This is a genomic window from Caproicibacterium sp. NSD3, from assembly GCF_053613275.1.
Window position 1 is genome coordinate 202,561 of the sequence record NZ_CM132119.1, and the last position, 18,194, is coordinate 220,754.

Genomic DNA, 18,194 nt, shown 5'->3' on the forward strand with positions numbered 1-18,194 from the left:
AAATCAGCGGGCTTTTTTATTTTGGAGTTCTGAAGTAAGGAGTTGTTTTAATATGGATTACCACCAAGAAAAAAGCTTTTGAAATAAAACACGAAACGTTTATGAGTTTTCAAAAAAGCAAAAAGGATAGGCGGCCAATTTAAAAAAGAGGCCGCCTATCCTTTTTAGGAGGACAAAATGAATTTTGATGGGATCTTTTTATCAGACAGCGGAAAGGCGTTGATTGATTTCTTCCAAAGTGGGCATGGAAGGAATTGCGCCGTGCTTTTCGATGCAGCAGCTGGCGGCTGCGTTTGCAAAATGCGCATATTGAGAAAGCTCTTTCAGAGAGAGATCGTCAAGTGATTTTGAATTTTCACAGATGCGGGATAAAATACCGCTGCAAAAGCAGTCTCCGGCGCCGTTGGTATCAATGGCATGCCCGGGAACCGGCGGCGCAAAAGCGCAGCCTTCCCGGTTAAAAACGTAAGCACCGTTTTTGCCGAGGGTGATAAAAACTGCTTTTATCCCATGGTCAATCAAAAATTTTCCGGCTGCTTTGGGATCTTTTTCCGGTGTGACAAAATCGGTCTCTTCTTCGGATAGTTTGATGACGTCAACATACGGCAGTACCGAACGGATTTCTTCTTTGGCTTTTTCTTCGCTCGGCCACAAAGACGCCCGGTAATTGGGATCGTAAGAGATGATACAACCGGCTTTTTTAGCAGTTTCCAAAGCGGAAAGGGTGGCAGTACGGGAGGGTTCATTCGTCAGAGAGAGAGAACCAATATGAAAAATCTTAGTGTTCCGGAGAATATCGTCCTTTACTTCTTCCCGGCGGAGCATTGTATCTGCACCGGGTTTTCTGGCAAAAGAAAAGCTTCTCTGCCCGTCTTTTGAAAGGCTTACAAAGGAAAGCGTGGTAAAATAGTTCGGGTCGACGATCAGACCGGAAGTGTCGACGTGTTCCCTTTTTAAAACAGATTCCACAAAACGGCCGTTAAGATCGCTTCCGACTTTTCCGATAAAAGCGGTTTGAAAGTGCATCCGGCTGAGCCCTGTAAGGACGTTTGCCGGTGCTCCTCCCGGATTCTGTTCAAAAAGATGCATCCCGTTTTGAGAGATTCCGGCGTCGGTAAAATCCACCAAAAGTTCTCCTAAAGCTGCCACATCATACATTTTCATATCATCCCTTCTTTGCTTTTAAAAGTTTCTCATCAGAAAATAAATTGAAAAATTCCAGATAGGAAAATTCGTTTTTAAAAACAACACGATCAGTGGTTTTGATATCCGAGTTTCCGCTTTTGCAGGCAGTCAAATCCAACTGCCAGAAGAAGAATGACGCCTTCGACCACCATCTGAACATATTCGCTGATATTCAGAAGGACCATGCCGTTTTTGAGGATTCCCATAATGAACACGCCTGCTACAACGTTAGAGAGTTTGCCGGAGCCGCCTGAAAGGCTCACGCCGCCAAGGGCCACAGCGGTGATTACCTGAAATTCATAGCCCTTGCCTGCGGTAGGTTGGCCAGAATTGGTGCGCGCCAGCATGATAATGCCTGCGATGCCTGCAAAGAGACCGGAAAGCGAGAAAATTAGATATTTGACTCTCTTTACTTGGATACCTGCCATCTGTGCGGCGGTCTCATTTCCGCCCAATGCGTAAAAATATCTGCCGAAATAGGTTTTGTTGAGAATGAATCCGCCAATGAGAAAGATAACGATCATGACAATGACGGGAATCGGAATAAAACCAACATATCCCTGCCCGATGGTTGCAAATCCTTTCGGAAAGCCGAAAATCGGCATTCCTTTTGAAAGAATGTACGCAAAGCCTTCAAAAATCGTTTGAGAAGCGAAGGTCACGATGAGGGAGGGGATGTTCATATTAGCGACCAAAAGACCGTTTAAAAATCCGATCGCGGTGCTGGAAAGCAGGGCAATAAGAATCGCGAGCCACATATTCATGCCCATATTGACCATCAAATACGCCGCGATGATATTGACAAACGTGATAATGGAGCCGGTGGAAAGGTCAATTCCGCCGATCAGGATGACATAAGTCATACCGACGGAGGCAATTCCGAGCACGGCGATCTGCCGGGCGATGTTGATTAGATTATTGGGGCTCAAAAAGTCACTGCTTAAACATGAGAAAATAATAAACAGGGCAATGAGCGCAACATAGATTGCCCTTTCTTTTAAAATAGGAATAACCTTCTTCATGCCGATTTCTCCTTTTTCACGTTGGAAGCAAAATTCATAATCATTTCCTGACTAAAAGAATCTTTCTTCAATTCACCTGTAATTTTTCCCTCTGCCAGCACCAAAATCCGGTCGGACATTCCCATCAGTTCTTCCATTTCGGAAGAAATCAGAAGGATGGTCTTGCCCTGTTCGACGAGGTCGTTGATGAGTTTATAAATTTCATATTTCGCGCCGACATCGATTCCACGTGTCGGTTCGTCAAAAATAATGAGTTCTGAGTTGGCTGCAAGCCATTTTGCAAGAACCACTTTTTGCTGGTTTCCGCCGCTTAGGTTCTTTGCAAGCTGATGAATACTGGGAGTCTTGATCTCAATTTCCTTAACGTATTTTTTGCTGACCTCCCGCTCCTCTTTTTCGTTAATGACAGAGCCTTTTGAGAGCTGACGGTAAATTGGCATATTGATATTCTGATTGACCGAAAGTCCCAACAAAATCCCCTGCTGCTTTCGGTCTTCGGGGACCAGCGCAATTCCAAGATTGATGGCGTTGCGCGGATTTTTCGGATTAATTTCTTTTCCCTTCAAAAAAATTTGGCCGGAGGTTTTTTGTACCATGCCGAAAAGTACTTGCGCAAGCTCTGTGCGGCCTGCGCCGATGAGACCGCCAAATCCAAGAATTTCTCCCTTTTTAACCGAGAACGAAATATTCTGGTCACCGTTTCCATATAGATTTTTCACTTCAAGTAAGGTTTCGTCTTGAATGCAGTCTTTTCTGGGTGGGAATTTTTCCTGTAGCGTTCTGCCGACCATCAAATTTACTAGTTCGTCAACATTGGTTTCTTTGGTGTTGACGGTTTTTATGTAGTTGCCGTCGCGCAGGACGGTGACGCGGTCGGACAGGCGGAAAATTTCTTCCATCCGGTGAGAGATATAGATAATCGAGACCCCATAACTCTTAAGCGCGTCGATGGTTTTAAAGAGGCTTTCAGTTTCACCGTTGGTAAGCGGGGCCGAAGGTTCATCCATGATGAGCAGCTTTACATCCTGCTGGATGGCCTTTGCGATCTCTACCATTTGCTGATAGCCTACCGAAAGATTGCGCACGAGGGTGTTGGGGTTAATATGAATGTGGAGACGCTGGAATACTTTTTCGGATTCTTCAACCATCTTTTTGCGGTCAATCATGATACCGTTTCGGATAGCGCGGCCGAGAAAAATATTTTCCGCTGCGGAAAGGTCCCCAACCAGATTAAACTCCTGATAAATGATGGCGATTCCGTTTTGGATTGCAAGCCGGGGAGTCATGGAGTGAAAAGTCTGTCCGCCGGTGATGATTTCTCCGGAATCCGGGATCACAGCGCCGCTGCAGCACTTAATCAGCGTCGATTTTCCAGCGCCGTTTTCTCCAATCAGGGCATGAATTTCGCCTTTTTTGACGTCGAGGGATACGTCGTTCAGAGCGACCACGCCGGGATAGGTCTTTTTAATATGATTTAATTGCAGAACATATTCAGAATCTTCCATAAAAGCGATCCTCTTTTCTTTGACAAATCGTCATCAGTTCATGAAAACAATTTTACAGCATTTTTGCGTAAAAGTGATAGAAAAAATTAAATTTTTATGATGAAGAATGCCCCCGAAAGACACGTAAAGAGTATAAAAACGTGTTTTGTGGGGGGCATTCGTCTCCATCATCTTGCATCCGGAAAACCGGACGGACGATTAGACGTCCACTGGTTCTACCGCTGTTTTTTCAATGCACTGAGGGATTTAAGTCCGATGTATTGGCAGATTTTATTTTGAATAATACTGCGAAGCATTTTCAGCCGTTACAGGGAAGATATCTCTGTAAACATTGCGGCTGTCAAAAGTACCGCCCGTGCCGAGCTTTGTGATCAGCTGATAGCAGCTTTCACCGATAACCTTCGGAGTTCCGGTTACCATAACGGACATTCTGTTTGCTTCACCGTTCAGCATGGCTGCCAGTTCCTGGTCGGTTGCATCCGCTGCAAAAATGCCCACATTATCGGCAATTTTGTTGGCGGCTTTCAAAGCTTCGTTTGCGCCAACAGCGCCGCCGCCGCCGATGCAGCAGACAACTTTTACATCGGGATGTGCCTGAAGAATCGTCTCCATGGCGTCTTGACCTTGGGTTGCGTTAATAGCAGGCTGCTGTGCAACTACTTCTGCGTTGGGGGCTTTTTCTTTGAGCGCTGCCAGAATTCCGTTTTCTCTTTCAAGAAGGATTGCGGTCTGAGGATAATCCAGCACGGCGACTTGGCATTTGCCGTCGGTGAATTTGTCGTTGATGAATTTGCTGGCCTGCTCGCCAATCATGTAACCGAGTTTCTGGTTATCGATGACCCAGTTGATATCGGTGTTTTCCATTTCGTTATCCCAGCACATTACTTTAATGCCGGCGTCGCGTGCCTCTTTGCAGACGTTTTCGATCGCGTTCGGGTCAGAGGGGTTTACCATGATGACGTCGCATTTGCTGCTGATAAAGTTTTCGATCTGCTCAATCTGCTTTGATGAGGTATCTCCGCAGTCGGTGTAGGTCAGGGTATTTCCGTCTTTATCGGCCATGTCTTTCATGGTGGTACATGCTACGGACCAGACCTGATTGCTAAGACTCTGGACGGTGATGCCGATTTTGAGCTTCTTGCCTGCTGCCTGCGACGTGGATGTTGTTGAAGCGCCAGAAGCTGCTTGGCTGCTCGCTGTGGAGCTGCTGCCGCAGCCACCCAGCAGGGATGTGATAAGCAGAGCGCTCATCACGGTTGCTAATAACTTCTTTTTCAATGTAGTTTCCTCCCACTTATAATTTTTAAAATAATCCGCTAATCAGATTATTTTAATGACTGATTTTACAACGGTATTCTTATTGTGAACACTCTCATCCATGGCTCTTTGAATATCATCAAAGTCATAGACATTAGTAACAACACCTTTCAAATTTACTTTTCCACTGGAAACGGCGTCGATTGCGACAGGATAGATATGTCTATAGCGGAAGACTGTTTTAAAGGTGAGTTCTTTATCAAGTGCCATGCTCATGGGCAGGGTGATTTCTCCGCTCTTGCTATAGCCTACAAATACAATCGTGCTCCCCTTTTTGGCAACCTTGATCGCTTGGCGGGATGTAATTTCGGTTCCGGCTGTTTCAATCGAAAGATCAATGCCCTTCTGATGTGTCAGTTCCATAATTTTTTGAACGGCGTCCTCGTCTTTTCCGTTGATGACTTCGGTTGCACCCAATTCTTTGGCTTTATTGAGGCGGTTCTGCATCACGTCGACCACATAGACAGTGGAAACTCCCATGGCCTTTAAAGCCATCATGGACATCAGCCCAATGCAGCCTGCACCGAATACCGTTGCAGTCTGACCAAGATGGGCATTGCCCTGTTTTGCTGCATGGAACCCGACGGAGAGCGGCTCAATCAAAGCGCCTTCCATGGTATCCATGTTGTCCGGCAGCTTAAAGCACAGATCTGCTTCGTGGGCAACATATTGCTGAAAAACGCCGTTTACGGGCGGGGTGGCAAAAAAGATCACATCGGGACAAAGATTATACCGGCCGGTTTTACAAAATTCGCAGTGCCCGCAGGTCTTTCCGGGCTCCAAAGCCACCCGGTCCCCAACTTTTAGATTCGTAACATCTTTTCCTACTGCGACGACCGTGCCGCCGGCCTCATGCCCTAAAACGTAAGGCGGTTTTACGATATAATCGCCAATTCTCCCAAATTCATAATAATGAAGATCAGAACCGCAGACGCCCACGTACTCCACTTTCACAAGAGCTTCGTTATCCTTGGGTTGCGGGACATCCCGCGATTCAAATCCCATTTTTTCGATGCCCAACATAACGGCAACTTTCATTTTTTTATCCATAAAATTACTCCTCTTTTCAAGAAAATTAAAGACTTTAATAAAAAGATTTAATAATCTATTAGCAGAATACATCTACAAAATCATTTTGTCAACATCAATTTTATTAGGGGAAACGACCAATTATTTCAAATAAATTGTTCAAAATGAAAATTAATTATGAAAACAGCTTTTAAAAACAAAAAGTCATGTGGTTTTCAGAAAGGAAGATATTCATCTTTACTAAACAATTCGAAATTCTTTATTCTAAGATTGTATTTTTTTGAAATATAGAATACAATAATTTTATTAAATGGTTTTATAAAACGATTAATTAAGTGGCGGAATTTTTATTGCCATAAAAAAGAGAGCTGAATTTTGCAAAATGGAAAAAGCACCAAAGGAAATCCAGACAAAGCGAAAGAATAAAATTAAAATTGTCAATTATATCTATCGGCGCAGCCACGCTTCGAAGGTGGATATTGCAAATGATTTGGGGCTCAGTATGCCTACGGTCCTTCAGAATATCAAAGAGCTGAGCGATGCGGGCATCGTGGAAGAAGTGGGAAATTATCAATCTACCGGCGGAAGAAAGGCAAAGGCGCTGTCGATTGTCCCCAATATTTGTTATGCGGTGGGAGTTGATATTACCGCCAACCATCTAGGGCTGGTGATGATTGATGCAAAGGGCACCATGCTGTCGAATACCCGGCAGAGAATGCGGTATGAAGATACGTTCTCCTATTATCAGGAGATTTCCGAGAGGATTCAAGCCTTTATCGATGACACGCTTGAGGACCCAAAAGAGCGCGAAAAGATCGCGGGAATCGGCGTTTCCATTCCCGGAATTATCGATAAAGCGAATCATATTCTTTTAAAATCGCACGCGCTGAACGTCTCTAATATCAGCCTTTTAAAGATGAGCCAGTTTCTCCCCTATAAAGTTGTCTTTGATAACGACGCAAATTGCGCGGCCTATACCGAGATTTCTGATCCTGATAGAAATGTGATTTATCTTTCTCTCAATAATACCGTCGGAGGCGCCATCAGCTATAACGGAAAATTATATGAGGGCGATCATTTAAAAAGCGGAGAGTTTGGTCATATCATTATCGTTCCGAACGGCGAAAGATGCTATTGCGGGAAAAGAGGATGTGTCGACTGCTATTGTTCGGCCTTGCGCCTTTCTTCTCATACGGGCGGCAATCTGGAAAAATATTTTATCGAGCTAAAAAACGGCAACCACGATTTTGAAAAAATCTGGCACGACTATCTTTATACGCTCGCTTTGACCGTATCCAATCTGCGGATGGCCTTTGACTGTGATATCATTATCGGCGGGTATGTAGGCGGGTATCTTAAAGACTATCTCATCGATCTTAGTAAACTTGTGATGCAGATGAATAAATTTGATTTCGATACCTCTTATCTGCGGTGCAGTAAATATCATATGGAAGCTTCCGCTTATGGCATTGCCATGTGGCTGATTCAGAAATTTTACGATACCATCGGATAAAAAACAGCGCAGCATTAAAAAGGGACGGCACATGAGTAAAACATGTGCCGTCCCTTTTTAATGAGAAGTTTATTCTGTCATAAAATGCTTATTTTTGCTATAGAGCTCCGATGCATGAAAATGCTGCTGATCTGTGATGCCGTCACGCAGACTCTTTGATAAAAGCTGTGCTTCCGCCACATCCGGAATCCCCGAGAGCAATCGAAGCCCTTGGCGCGCATAGCTGGCAGAAGAAAAAGTCAGTAAAGTTTCCAATTCCCGATTATGCTGCTGTGTGCGTTCCAGATACTGACGGATAGCCATGCTGACAAAACAAAGGATGGCGCCCTCTAAAGGAGACTGCAGGCGGATATTGCTTTTCTGCGCATCTTTGAGACTATTGATGGCAGCTTCAGAGTTTCCATCTTGTATCTGATAATAGGCGGTAAAAGCAGCTGCTGCGGTACAGCCCCAAAGTTCTCCGGTAAGCTGAGACAGTTCGTATCCGCGCAGAAACAGCTGCTGTGCCCGCAGATGGTCTTCCATAAAGAAAGTGGTTCGCCCATAATGGATATAAACCCAAACAGCTCCTGGCCATGGGCTTTTTTCGGGACCATCCAGCGTATCTAATGCTTTTTTAAAATAGGAGCAGGCATTCGCATAGTCCTGCCGTTGGCGGAACAGCCTTCCGCAGGCGCTGTTTGCTGCGGCAAGTTGGATCCGCGCCGCAGTGGAGGGAGGCTGCTTTTCAAGTCTTTCAATGGCCTCTAAAAAATAGTATCCGCTTTTATCGTAGTCGCCCCGCAGACAGAAGCAGGCGCCCCGCAGACGCTGAAATTGTGCGGAAAGCACGGGGTCTCCGCTTTTTTGAAGAAGGCGCGTTCCTGCAGCGGTATAGCGTTCCGCAAGGCTGAGAGATTGCCGGTAAAGAGCACAGGAAGCCAGTAAGTAGCAGGCACGGATCATCACGTTGTGATTTCGGTCTTCACTACCTGTGGCACTGAGAGTTCCCAATACTGCGCTTCCTTTTTCAAAATCTCCATGGAATAAAAGCAGCCGTCCGCGGATAAGAATCAGCTGGTTCTCCAAAGCCGGCAAAACGCTTGCTCCTTGTGCAGACTGCTGAAGATCAGAGAGCTCCTGTTCGCACTGTAAAAGTTCTTCCTGAAGCTTTTCCGAGGGGACAAACGAAATTTTTTCGCAGGGAACGCAGGGAAAGGGCTCACAGCTGCGTGTGCTTTCCAAATCGAGGGCGCGAATCCGGCAGCTTAGAGAGCGAACGAAATCGCCGCCCAAATGAAAATGCCATGCAGCACGGCGGCAGATATCACTTTGCACCGGCAGTCCGTCTCCGGTAAAAAGCTGCGCAATCCGCAGATGCAAGGGGCTACGCTGAAAATAGTTGAGCCGGTCATAGACCAATTTCCGGATGCGCTCATGAAAAAACCGATAGGTAATTTCGCTGCCGTCCCGGTATTCTTCGATCAGATGGCGGCGCAGCAGCTCTTCTAATCCGGAAGAAAGGGCGGCTTCGTTGCCGCTGAGAAGTTCTAGCAGAATTTCGCAGGGAGCATCCTGCTGAAAAACAGAGATGAGTTCGGCAATGTGAATGGTGTTTTCGTCCAGCCCGGATAGACATTCCATCAGAATATCGTCAAGGCTGTTAAGCGTCTCTTTGGTGCTGCCATTGCGTAGAAAAGCACGGGACAGTTCCATCAAAAGAGAAAAATTTCCGCCGGTCTCATCATAAAAACAGCTTTGCAGCTGCAGGGCGGCTTCTTTGCCGAGTTCATTTTGGATGAGCGTGTCGGTCTGTTCCCGCGTGAGAGGGAGCAGCGAATGCTCCTGCAGAAGATCATCCGCAGCATCGCACCGAAGAGATTTCTGTAGAGAGGGACTTCCGCCGCCGCTGCAGGTTAAAATCATCATGAGGCCGCCGGTTCCGAGATGTCGCATAACGGTATCCATGAGTGAAAGACTGTCTGAGTCCATCCACTGCAGATTTTCGAGAATCAAAAGGATTTTGTACTGCCGGGTAAGCATCCCTAGCATAATCATCAGGCTGTCTTTCAGGGGTTCATCCAATTTTCGGAGCAGACGCGTAGCCCCTGCTTCTCCGCCTTCGCGGAAAACCGAAAAAGCTTGGCCGAGGTGGGCCCTTATTGGCCCTGAAAGAGAGAGATTTTCCCGCTGAATCAGTTCTGCAAGAGGAAGCATTACACGGTCCCAAGGGGCAAGCGGCATCAGCTTTTCGGATTGCAGGCAAGTACAGCGAATCACAAGAAAAGAAGATAAGTCGATACTTTGCAGCAGATAATCGATCATTTCTCCTTTTCCGGAGCCTACATCTCCCATTAAAAGCTGAGAACAGTGGTGGGCAGCCTCTAAGCGAAAAGAATCCAGCGCAGCCCGCAATTGAGCATAGATATTTTCACGGCCCACCAGAACAGGCGCAGAAGAGGAATGCTCGGGGGGAAGTGTGGTATCGTTCCATTCATTCATGATCTCATAATAAAGGACGGTAGTCGCTTCCATGGGCTCGGTGCCCAATTCCTCTGAAAGACGCTTCTTTAAATCCTGATAGATCTGGGTAGCGCGCACATATTGCTTTTCCTGCCGCTGAAGCTCCATGAGAAAAGAGCACATGGTTTCGTCGAGGGGCTCTTCCCGCAGAGATTCTTCCGCCCAGCAGATCGCCTGCTTACGGTTGCCGCATTTCAGGCAGGCCTGCGCCTGATCCGAAATCTTATGTAGATATTGTTCGTGCAGTTTATCACGGGTGCGGCTGAGCCATTCTTCATAGGAAAAAGCGTGCTTTACGGAAAAGCCCTGCAAAAAAGGCCCTGCATAAGCGGAAAAATCGCCATCCTGTATAAAGCGGTCATAGTCGCAGGTGTATTCCCAATCTGGGTTGATAATGACAAGAGATTTCTGAGGGGAGATCAGAAATTCACCTCCCAGAACTTTTTTCAGAGTATAAAGCGCATTGCGCAGATTTTTAAGCCCCGTAACGTCATCATAGCTTTCCCAAAGAAGAGCGGTCAGCTCTTGCCTGGTGGCGCTATGCTGCACGAGCATATAGTAAAGCAGTGCTTCCGCCCGCCGGTATGGGAACGTGAGCAGCTCACCGTTTAGTTCTACAGAAGGATTTTTTAAAAGAGTGGCTTTGAGCATATGGATTCCCCCCGTTTATTCTCAATATCAGTATAATAAATTAAAAGCTTTTGAGCAATAAAAGATTTTGTTTTTGTTGCAGAGAAGGGGGGTCTGCCTATATAATAGACACTATAGAAGATTATCGGAGAGGAGTGCGTTTTGATTGAAATTAGAGCAGATTATTGAATCGGTCCCAAATTTTAGCGAGGGCAGAGATCTGAGCAAAGTCGAAGAGATCGTCGATTGTTTTCGGGCAAAACCGGGCGTTAAGCTATTGGATTACTCTACAGATCCGGATCACAACCGCTGCGTTGTGACGGTGTTGGGCAATCCGGAGCCGCTTAAAAAAGCGATGATTGAGGCGGTGGGAGCGGCAGTACGTCTGATTGATATGACAAAGCATGAAGGAGCGCATCCGAGAATCGGCTGTGTGGATGTGATTCCGTTTATTCCGGTGCGCGACTGTACCATCGAGGATGCGGATCGGCTGGCAAAAGCAGTGGCAAAAGAAGCTGCCGAACGGTTTGGGCAGCCCTTTTATCTTTATGAAAAATCCGCTTCTGCTCCCTATCGTGCAGACCTTGCGGCGATCAGGCAGGGCCAGTTTGAGGGCCTTGCGGAAAAGATGAAGGATCCCCGCTGGAAACCGGATTTCGGCCCTTCCACCATGCATCCTACCGGCGGCGCCACAGCGATCGGCGCAAGGATGCCGCTGATCTGCTTTAATGTGAATCTCGATACGCCGAATGTGGAAATTGCGAGAAAGATCAGCAGAAGAGTGCGCAGCATTAACGGCGGATACCGGTTTGTGAAGGCAATGGGAATTTCTTTGGACGAACGAGGCCTTGCACAGGTTACCATGAATTTGACCGATTATACGCAAAGCTCCATGTACAGCGTTTTTGAAGCGATCAAAATGGAGGCCAGAAGATATGGCGCCCGGGTCCTTAACAGCGAGATTGTGGGGATTGTACCCATGCAGGCGCTGGTAGACTGTGCCCAGTATTATCTTCAGATCGATGATTTTTCCATTGATCAGGTTTTGGAAACCCATTTATAAGTAAAGAGGACTGCAGAATCACTGCAGCCCTTTTTTATTAGGGAGAATTGTATCTGTGGGTTTTCCAAAAATAATTTTGCGGTTTGAAAGACAATGGGAAAGTCCCGGGATAAGTGTTTCTCGTTTTTCGCAGTGGATAAAATCCGGCACTTTTTTTTTAGGGTTATCCCATTATCTGTTTTCTATGAACCGAGAGTACCTTCGAAACAATGCCCAGCGTCAAAAACTGAGCGATTCCCACTACAAAGGTCTGGACCGATCTGGTCGCTAAAAGCGGCAGATACGGCGAGGAATACCAAATGGAAATCCAGAACGAATTGAGAAAAAGACTTAAAAAAAGCTGATTTACGGCTACACAGCCCAAAATGCGAAGGGGCGTCTGCTTTTTATGCAGAAATATTGCATAGACAATTCCAGTGAGAAAGGCGGTCAGGGTAAATCCCGGGAAATAGGGCCCCACCGGAAATAGGATTGTGCCGATGATATCGCTCAGTGCTGCCACGGTGCAGGCTTCTTTCATGCCAAAAAGGATTGCCGCCACGGCTACCGGCAGAAAACTGAAGCTAATTCTGATATTCCATGCGGAGATCGAGCAGAACCGGGCGAGAAATACGGTCATTGCAATGAGAAGCGCAATCGTTGTCATGGCTCGGGTATCGAATTTTTTCACGAGAATCCCTCCCTGTGCAGATTGCTACAGCAGAGAGAAAGTTCTTGCTGATAGCAGTGGATGCGGATGCAGTATCGTGAAGCAAAATCGCTTTTTCGTTCTGCGGCGATTTTTCATCCGCAGGCACTTAACGTACTGCCCTACTCTGTCTGACTTTTTTAAAAGAGGCCGGTGATCTTTCCGGATTCGTCGATGTCGATCTTATTTGCGGCGGGAACTTTTGGCAGGCCCGGCATTGTCATGATGTCACCGGCCTGCGCCATCAAAAATCCAGCGCCGGCGTTCACTTTAAGATTTTTCACCGTGATGCGGAAACCGTCAGGTGCGCCAAGAAGTGTTGCATCGTCCGAGAAGGAATACTGGGTCTTTGCCATGCAGATCGGCAGCTTGTCAAAATGGAGATCGGTAAGGAGCTTGAGCTGCTTTTTGGCGGGGCCCGTCAGATCGACGCCGTCCGCGTGATAAATCTTTTTCGCAATGGCGTTGAGTTTGTCAGGAATCGAATCGTTTACGTCATAGCAGAACCGACACTCGCTCTTTGTTTCGCAGAGCCGCAGAACTTCTTTTGCCAGAGCTTCTCCGCCTTCTCCACCTTTTGCCCAAACTTCGCTCAATGCTACATTGACGCCTAATTCGCGGCATTTCTGCTTGATGAGGTTTAATTCAGCAGGAGTATCGGTGGGGAAGACATTGATTGCGACTACGCATGGCAGCCCAAAGACTTTTGTGATATTTTCCACATGGCGCAGAAGATTCGGCAGTCCCTTTTCCAAAGCGGTGAGATCTTCTTTTTCAAGGTCTGCCTTTTGCACGCCGCCGTGATGCTTTAATGCGCGCACAGTAGCGACGATCACCGCTGCATCAGGGGTGAATCCACCGGCGCGGCATTTGATATCAATAAATTTTTCAGCGCCCAGATCGGCACCGAATCCGGCTTCTGTCACCACATAATCGGCAAGCTTTAATCCAGTCTGTGTGGCGGAGATGGAGTTGCAGCCGTGGGCGATATTGGCAAAGGGGCCGCCGTGAATCAGTGCGGGCGTATGTTCCAGCGTCTGCACAAGGTTCGGCTTGATGGCGTCCTTTAAAAGAGCCGCCATGGCGCCTTCGGAATGAAGATCGTGGGCCGTGATGGGTTCGTCATTTCTTGTATAGGCGACCACCATCTTTGCAAGCCGCGTTTTGAGGTCGGAAAGGCTGGTAGAGAGGCACAGCACCGCCATGATCTCCGAAGCTACCGTGATATCGAAGCCGTCTTCACGGGGAACACCATTGGCTTTTCCGCCAAGGCCGCAGACGATGTGGCGAAGCTGGCGGTCGTTCATATCGACGACGCGCTTCCAGACAATCCTGCGCACGTCGATATTGAGCGCGTTTCCCTGCTGGATGTGGTTGTCAATCAGGGCGGCCAGAAGATTATTGGCAGCGCCGATGGCATGAAAATCACCTATAAAGTGGAGATTGATTTCTTCCATGGGGATGACCTGCGCATAGCCGCCGCCGGCAGCGCCGCCTTTTATGCCGAATACCGGGCCGAGGCTGGGCTCACGCAGGCAGACGACGGTGGATTTTCCGAGGCGGGAGAGGGCGTCTGCCAAACCGACGCTGGTGGTGGTCTTTCCCTCACCGGCAGGGGTGGGATTGATGGCGGTGACGAGAATCAGCTTGCCTTTTCTGGGCTTTTCTTTTAACGAATGAATGTCGAGTTTTGCTTTTCCGCGTCCGTATAATTCCAGATTGTCTTTCGAAATCCCCAGCTTTTCCGCGATCTTTTCGATCGGCTCCATAGTCGCTTCCTGGGCGATCTCTATATCGGTCTTCATAACGATAATTCCTCCTTTTGTCGGTCTCACAAATGAGTGCCGGATAAAAAATAATGAAGATAACGCCCGAGAACGAAATCATTTTCGGACCCGGGCATGGTGATCTTCTGATGAAATTGTAGAGATGATTTTTAAATCGGAGCTGAGAGCAATGTATCTATTTCGGCGATCATAAAGATGGAAGATTCACGGCTCTTTAAAAGCAGAGGCGCGGAAAATCCCGAGACCATTACAGCTTCTTTGCAGAAAAACACCTGAGAAGTCGTTCCTGCAGAGAGCGTGCCGCTGCCTTTTGTCGCATAGACAATCGTCGTATGGCGATAATCGTTTGTGCAGGGGGAAGCTGGAATGGTCATTTCTGTACTTTCGGCCAGATGTAGGCAGAAAAGATTCCCTTTGCAGGCCCCTTTTCGCAGCATCAGGTTAAAATCCACACAGGTTCCTTCCGAATGGGTGGTGCTGCCACCGTCAAACGCATGAATCTCATAGGGAGAAAGCGAGAGAACTTTTCCACCGTCATGAGAAAGATGTATTTTCCCTTTTAATAGGGAAATATAGCGGGAATAATCCGGTAGCATGGTAAAATCCGATTCTTGAACATTGACGGTGGCAGTGCTGAGACGCCAGAGAAAATCACGTTCGGCGTATTGCGTATTTTGGGGGCCAATCGCAATTTGCGAAGTGGTTCCGCCGCTCCAATTGCTGACGACGAAATCGGAGGGGAAAATATGACGGATCAGCGGTTCCATAGAAAGCCTTCTTTCCAAAAATCAATTGGTCAAAGAGAAGTTACAACGTTTAGGTAGATGCTGTCGGCTGCTTTTATGGCCTTTTCCAACAAAACTGCTCCGTTTTTGCGATAGGTATCGACAAATTCAGAGTCTTTGATTCCACCAAGATTGATGAGAACGTTGAGCCATGCGCATTGTGCAGCCGATTTGAGGCTGAGCGCGGCGCAGCCAAGGTCGCTTTTGGTGCTCGTATTGGAGCGATCCAAAATGCCGGTTACAAGATCCAGTGTTTCGCAGGCGAGTTCCATTATTTCAAAAGGGGTTTCGGTGCAGCCTTTCAGAGCCTTCTGCAGGGCTTCGCTGCGTACTGCTTTTTCATCGTCGGTATTTTTCGGCATGGCAAAAACAGCGCTGACCTTATGAAAAGCATCAGTATCCCGGTCAAGAACGTCCAGATAGCGTTCTTTGAGCACGTTAGCTTTCTGTTCGGTTTCTTTTGCCAAATCCTCAAATGCAGCGTATTTTTTCTTTCCCTGTGTCAGAGCACATACCATTGCGGTAAGAGCCGCACCCAGAGCCCCTTCGAGTGCAGCAGCGGAGCCGCCCCCTGGAGCCGGCTCGGAAGAGGCCATCAGATTGGTAAAACCGGTGACAGTATCGTCAACAAGCTTCATTTTTATGTTCTCCTTTATCGATTTAACCGTTGATGAGATGATTTTCCATGACCTGTTTGTGATAGTCAAAGTTTTCGATCTTCAGATAATATTCCGCACAGTCTACCAGGGCTTTTGCAGGGGTCAAACCGACGACTTCGCTGCCGATAATTGGAACACCCCAGCGCTGTGCTTCGGCACGAATAACTTCGAATACCCGGTAGAGCGGGGTGCCTTCGTAGTTTACCATGTTCATGGAGACCTGCGCTACATTGCGGTCTTCCAAAAGCAGGCCGATTGCTTTGCAGTATTTGAATCCGCCGGAAGAAGCACGGACAACCTTTGCAATTTTCTTGGCGATCTGTACGTCGGAAGTGCCAAGGTTCACGTTGAACGCGACCAGCGGCATCCGGGCGCCGATTGCGGTAATGCCGGCTGTCGGATGAATTTTGCGCTCGCCGTAGTCGGGCTTCCATTCGGGCAGCAGAAGTTTTTCGGGCATTCCTTCAAACTGGCCTTTGCGAACGGTGGCAAGATTTTTGCGCTCGGGCGTTGTAGCGGAATCTTCATAAAGAAAGCTGGGAATCTGCAGCTCTTCCCAAATACGTTTTGCAACGCGTTTTGAGAGCTCGACGCACTCCTCAACGGTCATGCCGATTGTCGGTACAAACGGAATGACGTCGGTAGCACCCATGCGGGGATGAGCGCCTTCATGCTTTCTCATATCAATGAGTTCCTCAGCTTTTTTGCAGAGCTCGAAAGAGACTTCTTCGATTCCTTCGGGGGAACCTACCAGAGTAAATACGGAGCGGTTATGCGTAGGGTCGGACTGCACATCCATCAAGGTGCAGCCGGGGACGCTTTTTGCAACAGCGACTAAAGCGTCGAGAACTGCCTGGTTGCGGCCCTCACTGAAATTCGGAATACACTCAACAAGTTTTGCCATTTTTAATGATCCTCCTATGATTTGGTTTTATCGAAAAAAAGTGTTTTGCAAAAGGAATCAGCCGGTGACCGCATGGACAAATGTCTTAATAAACCAGATCGTTTGCGGCTGATAGATAATGTCTACGAGGAATGCCCCGACGATCGGGACGATCATCATCGCGCGGCGGGACATTCCGTAGCGCTCGTTAATTGCAGTCATATTGACGATGGCAGACGGGGTTGCGCCAAGTCCGTGACCGCAAAGGCCGGCACACATAACAGCGGCGTCGTAGTTTTTGCCGAGAATGCGGAAGATAACAAAGTAGCTGACAAGAACCATAAAGATTACCTGGCAGATGAGGACGACCAGTACGCCGCCGACAAGATCGGCAAGCTCCCACAAACGCAGGGTCATCATTGCGATCGACAGATATAAGTTCAGCATGACGTCGCCGATGCCTTCGACCAGCGGGAAATCAAATTTGTAGAAATGAGTTTTTTCATTGAGATTGCGCAAAATGACCGCGATAAACATTGCGCCAACATAAGTGGGGAAGCTCATGCCGATCAGGCTGCCGATCCATCCGGAAACCACCATGCCGAGAGCCATGCAGACGAGAACAGCGGTTACATTTTTCATAACGTCGAGGCCATTGCGCTTTTCAGAGGTCGTAGCGTTTACTGAGGCGATGCCGGTATCAAAGTTTTCACTTTCATCGGGCTTGAGGTGATATTTTTCAATCAGTCTGCGCCCGACCGGTCCGCCAACCAGAACAGCCGAAATCAATCCGAATGTAGCGGTGGCAGCGCCGACCAAGGGGGCGGGGGCATAGCCCATCTGCGCGAATGTACTGCCATAAGCAAGCGCTGCGCCATGGCCGCCGATCATGGAGATCGCACTGGCTAATAAGGAATAGGGCGCCTGCAGGCCGATTGCAGAACCGACTGCAATACCGATAATGTTTTGAAAAATGGAAACAACGCCTGCGCAGAGCCAGTAAATGATCAGCAGCAGACCGCCTTTTTTGAGCAGTGCGAAGCTTGCACCCAATCCGACTGTGGTGAAAAATGCCAGCATGAACGGATCCTGAAAAGACGAGTCAAACTTAAAGGCGAACGTTCCGCTGAGATGGCCGAAAAAGGTGATAAACATAAACAAAAAACCACCTACCACCGGCGCGGGGATACAGTATTTGCGGAGAAAACTGACCTTGCTGTTTACAAAGTAGCCGATCAGCAGAAGAACTGCCGCCATAGCAATGGTCATAACGGAGTTGGTACTGATCTGAAGGACATTGTCGATGGTTTCAAAAGTCATTCTAAAAAATACCTCCCTACATAGTTAAAATCCCGTGTTTTGTAGACTCGGTTTTGGCAACCAACCGAAATCCACTGCTTTCTATTTGAGTATAGCAAAGGTTCGTCGAAGAAACGTCTAATTTTATCCGGGAATTCGATCTATTTAATTTTGACAGGGGCGTTTCCCTGATTTTTAATGTAAAAAAGTAGGCTCTTTTTAAGAGAGTGTAACGCTTGTTGTTTACAAGTGCTTTTTTCTTGTGCTATAATCGAAACAATAAAATTTCGGGGGTATTTTCCGAAAAAATCAAAGGAGTGTAGAACC

Annotated in this window: 14 protein-coding genes and 1 riboswitch; of the genes, 2 read left to right on the top strand and 12 right to left on the bottom strand. The window is 47.5% G+C overall.

Translation table 11 applies throughout. From position 1 onward, the window contains the following. Nucleotides 1–201 precede the first annotated feature (201 nt). The 5 genes from ACVS9P_RS00970 to ACVS9P_RS00990 all read right to left on the bottom strand — a co-directional run bounded on the left by ACVS9P_RS00970 (nucleotide 202) and on the right by ACVS9P_RS00990 (nucleotide 6,079). Nucleotides 202–1,164, bottom strand: a complete 963-nt coding sequence (locus tag ACVS9P_RS00970) for a carbohydrate kinase family protein (RefSeq protein WP_452103789.1) — start codon at nucleotides 1,162–1,164, stop codon at nucleotides 202–204. A gap of 89 nt (nucleotides 1,165–1,253) precedes the next feature. Beyond that, on the bottom strand, nucleotides 1,254–2,207 hold the full coding sequence (locus ACVS9P_RS00975) for an ABC transporter permease (RefSeq protein WP_452103790.1): 954 nt from the start codon (nucleotides 2,205–2,207) through the stop codon (nucleotides 1,254–1,256). Continuing rightward, a complete protein-coding gene (locus ACVS9P_RS00980; protein WP_452103791.1) occupies nucleotides 2,204–3,712 on the bottom strand; it encodes a sugar ABC transporter ATP-binding protein in 1,509 nt (502 codons plus the stop codon). The genes ACVS9P_RS00975 and ACVS9P_RS00980 overlap by 4 nt, the downstream gene beginning before the upstream one ends. Nucleotides 3,713–3,982: 270 nt before the next feature. Continuing rightward, entirely contained in the window at nucleotides 3,983–4,990 is a 1,008-nt protein-coding gene (locus ACVS9P_RS00985; protein WP_452103792.1) for a sugar ABC transporter substrate-binding protein, read from the bottom strand. Between the two features lie 42 nt (nucleotides 4,991–5,032). Further along, complete coding sequence (locus tag ACVS9P_RS00990; RefSeq protein WP_452103793.1) at nucleotides 5,033–6,079, bottom strand: NAD(P)-dependent alcohol dehydrogenase; 1,047 nt, start codon at nucleotides 6,077–6,079, stop codon at nucleotides 5,033–5,035. A 361-nt stretch (nucleotides 6,080–6,440) separates the two neighbouring features. Between ACVS9P_RS00990 and ACVS9P_RS00995 the strand changes: the two genes are divergently transcribed. Next, nucleotides 6,441–7,571, top strand: a complete 1,131-nt coding sequence (locus ACVS9P_RS00995; RefSeq protein WP_452103794.1) for an ROK family transcriptional regulator — start codon at nucleotides 6,441–6,443, stop codon at nucleotides 7,569–7,571. A gap of 69 nt (nucleotides 7,572–7,640) precedes the next feature. Here the strand turns inward: ACVS9P_RS00995 and ACVS9P_RS01000 are convergent, their stop codons facing one another. Next, nucleotides 7,641–10,724 (bottom strand): BTAD domain-containing putative transcriptional regulator, encoded by a 3,084-nt coding sequence (locus ACVS9P_RS01000; protein ID WP_452103795.1) that lies wholly within the window; start codon nucleotides 10,722–10,724, stop codon nucleotides 7,641–7,643. Between the two features lie 145 nt (nucleotides 10,725–10,869). On the opposite strand from ACVS9P_RS01000, the gene ftcD (ACVS9P_RS01005) reads away from it, so the two are divergent. Beyond that, a complete protein-coding gene (gene ftcD, locus ACVS9P_RS01005) occupies nucleotides 10,870–11,766 on the top strand; it encodes a glutamate formimidoyltransferase (RefSeq protein ID WP_452103796.1) in 897 nt (298 codons plus the stop codon). 163 nt (nucleotides 11,767–11,929) lie between these two features. Here the strand turns inward: ftcD (ACVS9P_RS01005) and ACVS9P_RS01010 are convergent, their stop codons facing one another. From ACVS9P_RS01010 to gltS, 6 genes are all read right to left on the bottom strand, one after another. Further along, nucleotides 11,930–12,436, bottom strand: a complete 507-nt coding sequence (locus tag ACVS9P_RS01010; protein WP_452103797.1) for a folate family ECF transporter S component — start codon at nucleotides 12,434–12,436, stop codon at nucleotides 11,930–11,932. Between the two features lie 52 nt (nucleotides 12,437–12,488). Beyond that, a riboswitch (THF riboswitch) is annotated at nucleotides 12,489–12,586 on the bottom strand. A gap of 8 nt (nucleotides 12,587–12,594) precedes the next feature. Further along, nucleotides 12,595–14,259, bottom strand: a complete 1,665-nt coding sequence (locus ACVS9P_RS01015; protein WP_452103798.1) for a formate--tetrahydrofolate ligase — start codon at nucleotides 14,257–14,259, stop codon at nucleotides 12,595–12,597. Nucleotides 14,260–14,390: 131 nt separating this feature from the next. Then, nucleotides 14,391–15,008: a HutD/Ves family protein gene (locus ACVS9P_RS01020; protein WP_452103799.1), complete on the bottom strand. Its 618-nt coding sequence runs from the start codon at nucleotides 15,006–15,008 to the stop codon at nucleotides 14,391–14,393. 29 nt (nucleotides 15,009–15,037) lie between these two features. Beyond that, nucleotides 15,038–15,664, bottom strand: a complete 627-nt coding sequence (locus tag ACVS9P_RS01025; protein ID WP_452103800.1) for a cyclodeaminase/cyclohydrolase family protein — start codon at nucleotides 15,662–15,664, stop codon at nucleotides 15,038–15,040. A gap of 22 nt (nucleotides 15,665–15,686) precedes the next feature. Next, nucleotides 15,687–16,589, bottom strand: a complete 903-nt coding sequence (gene ftcD, locus ACVS9P_RS01030; RefSeq protein ID WP_452103801.1) for a glutamate formimidoyltransferase — start codon at nucleotides 16,587–16,589, stop codon at nucleotides 15,687–15,689. A 57-nt stretch (nucleotides 16,590–16,646) separates the two neighbouring features. Next, entirely contained in the window at nucleotides 16,647–17,888 is a 1,242-nt protein-coding gene (gene gltS, locus ACVS9P_RS01035; RefSeq protein ID WP_452103802.1) for a sodium/glutamate symporter, read from the bottom strand. Between the last annotated feature and the right edge of the window lie 306 nt (nucleotides 17,889–18,194).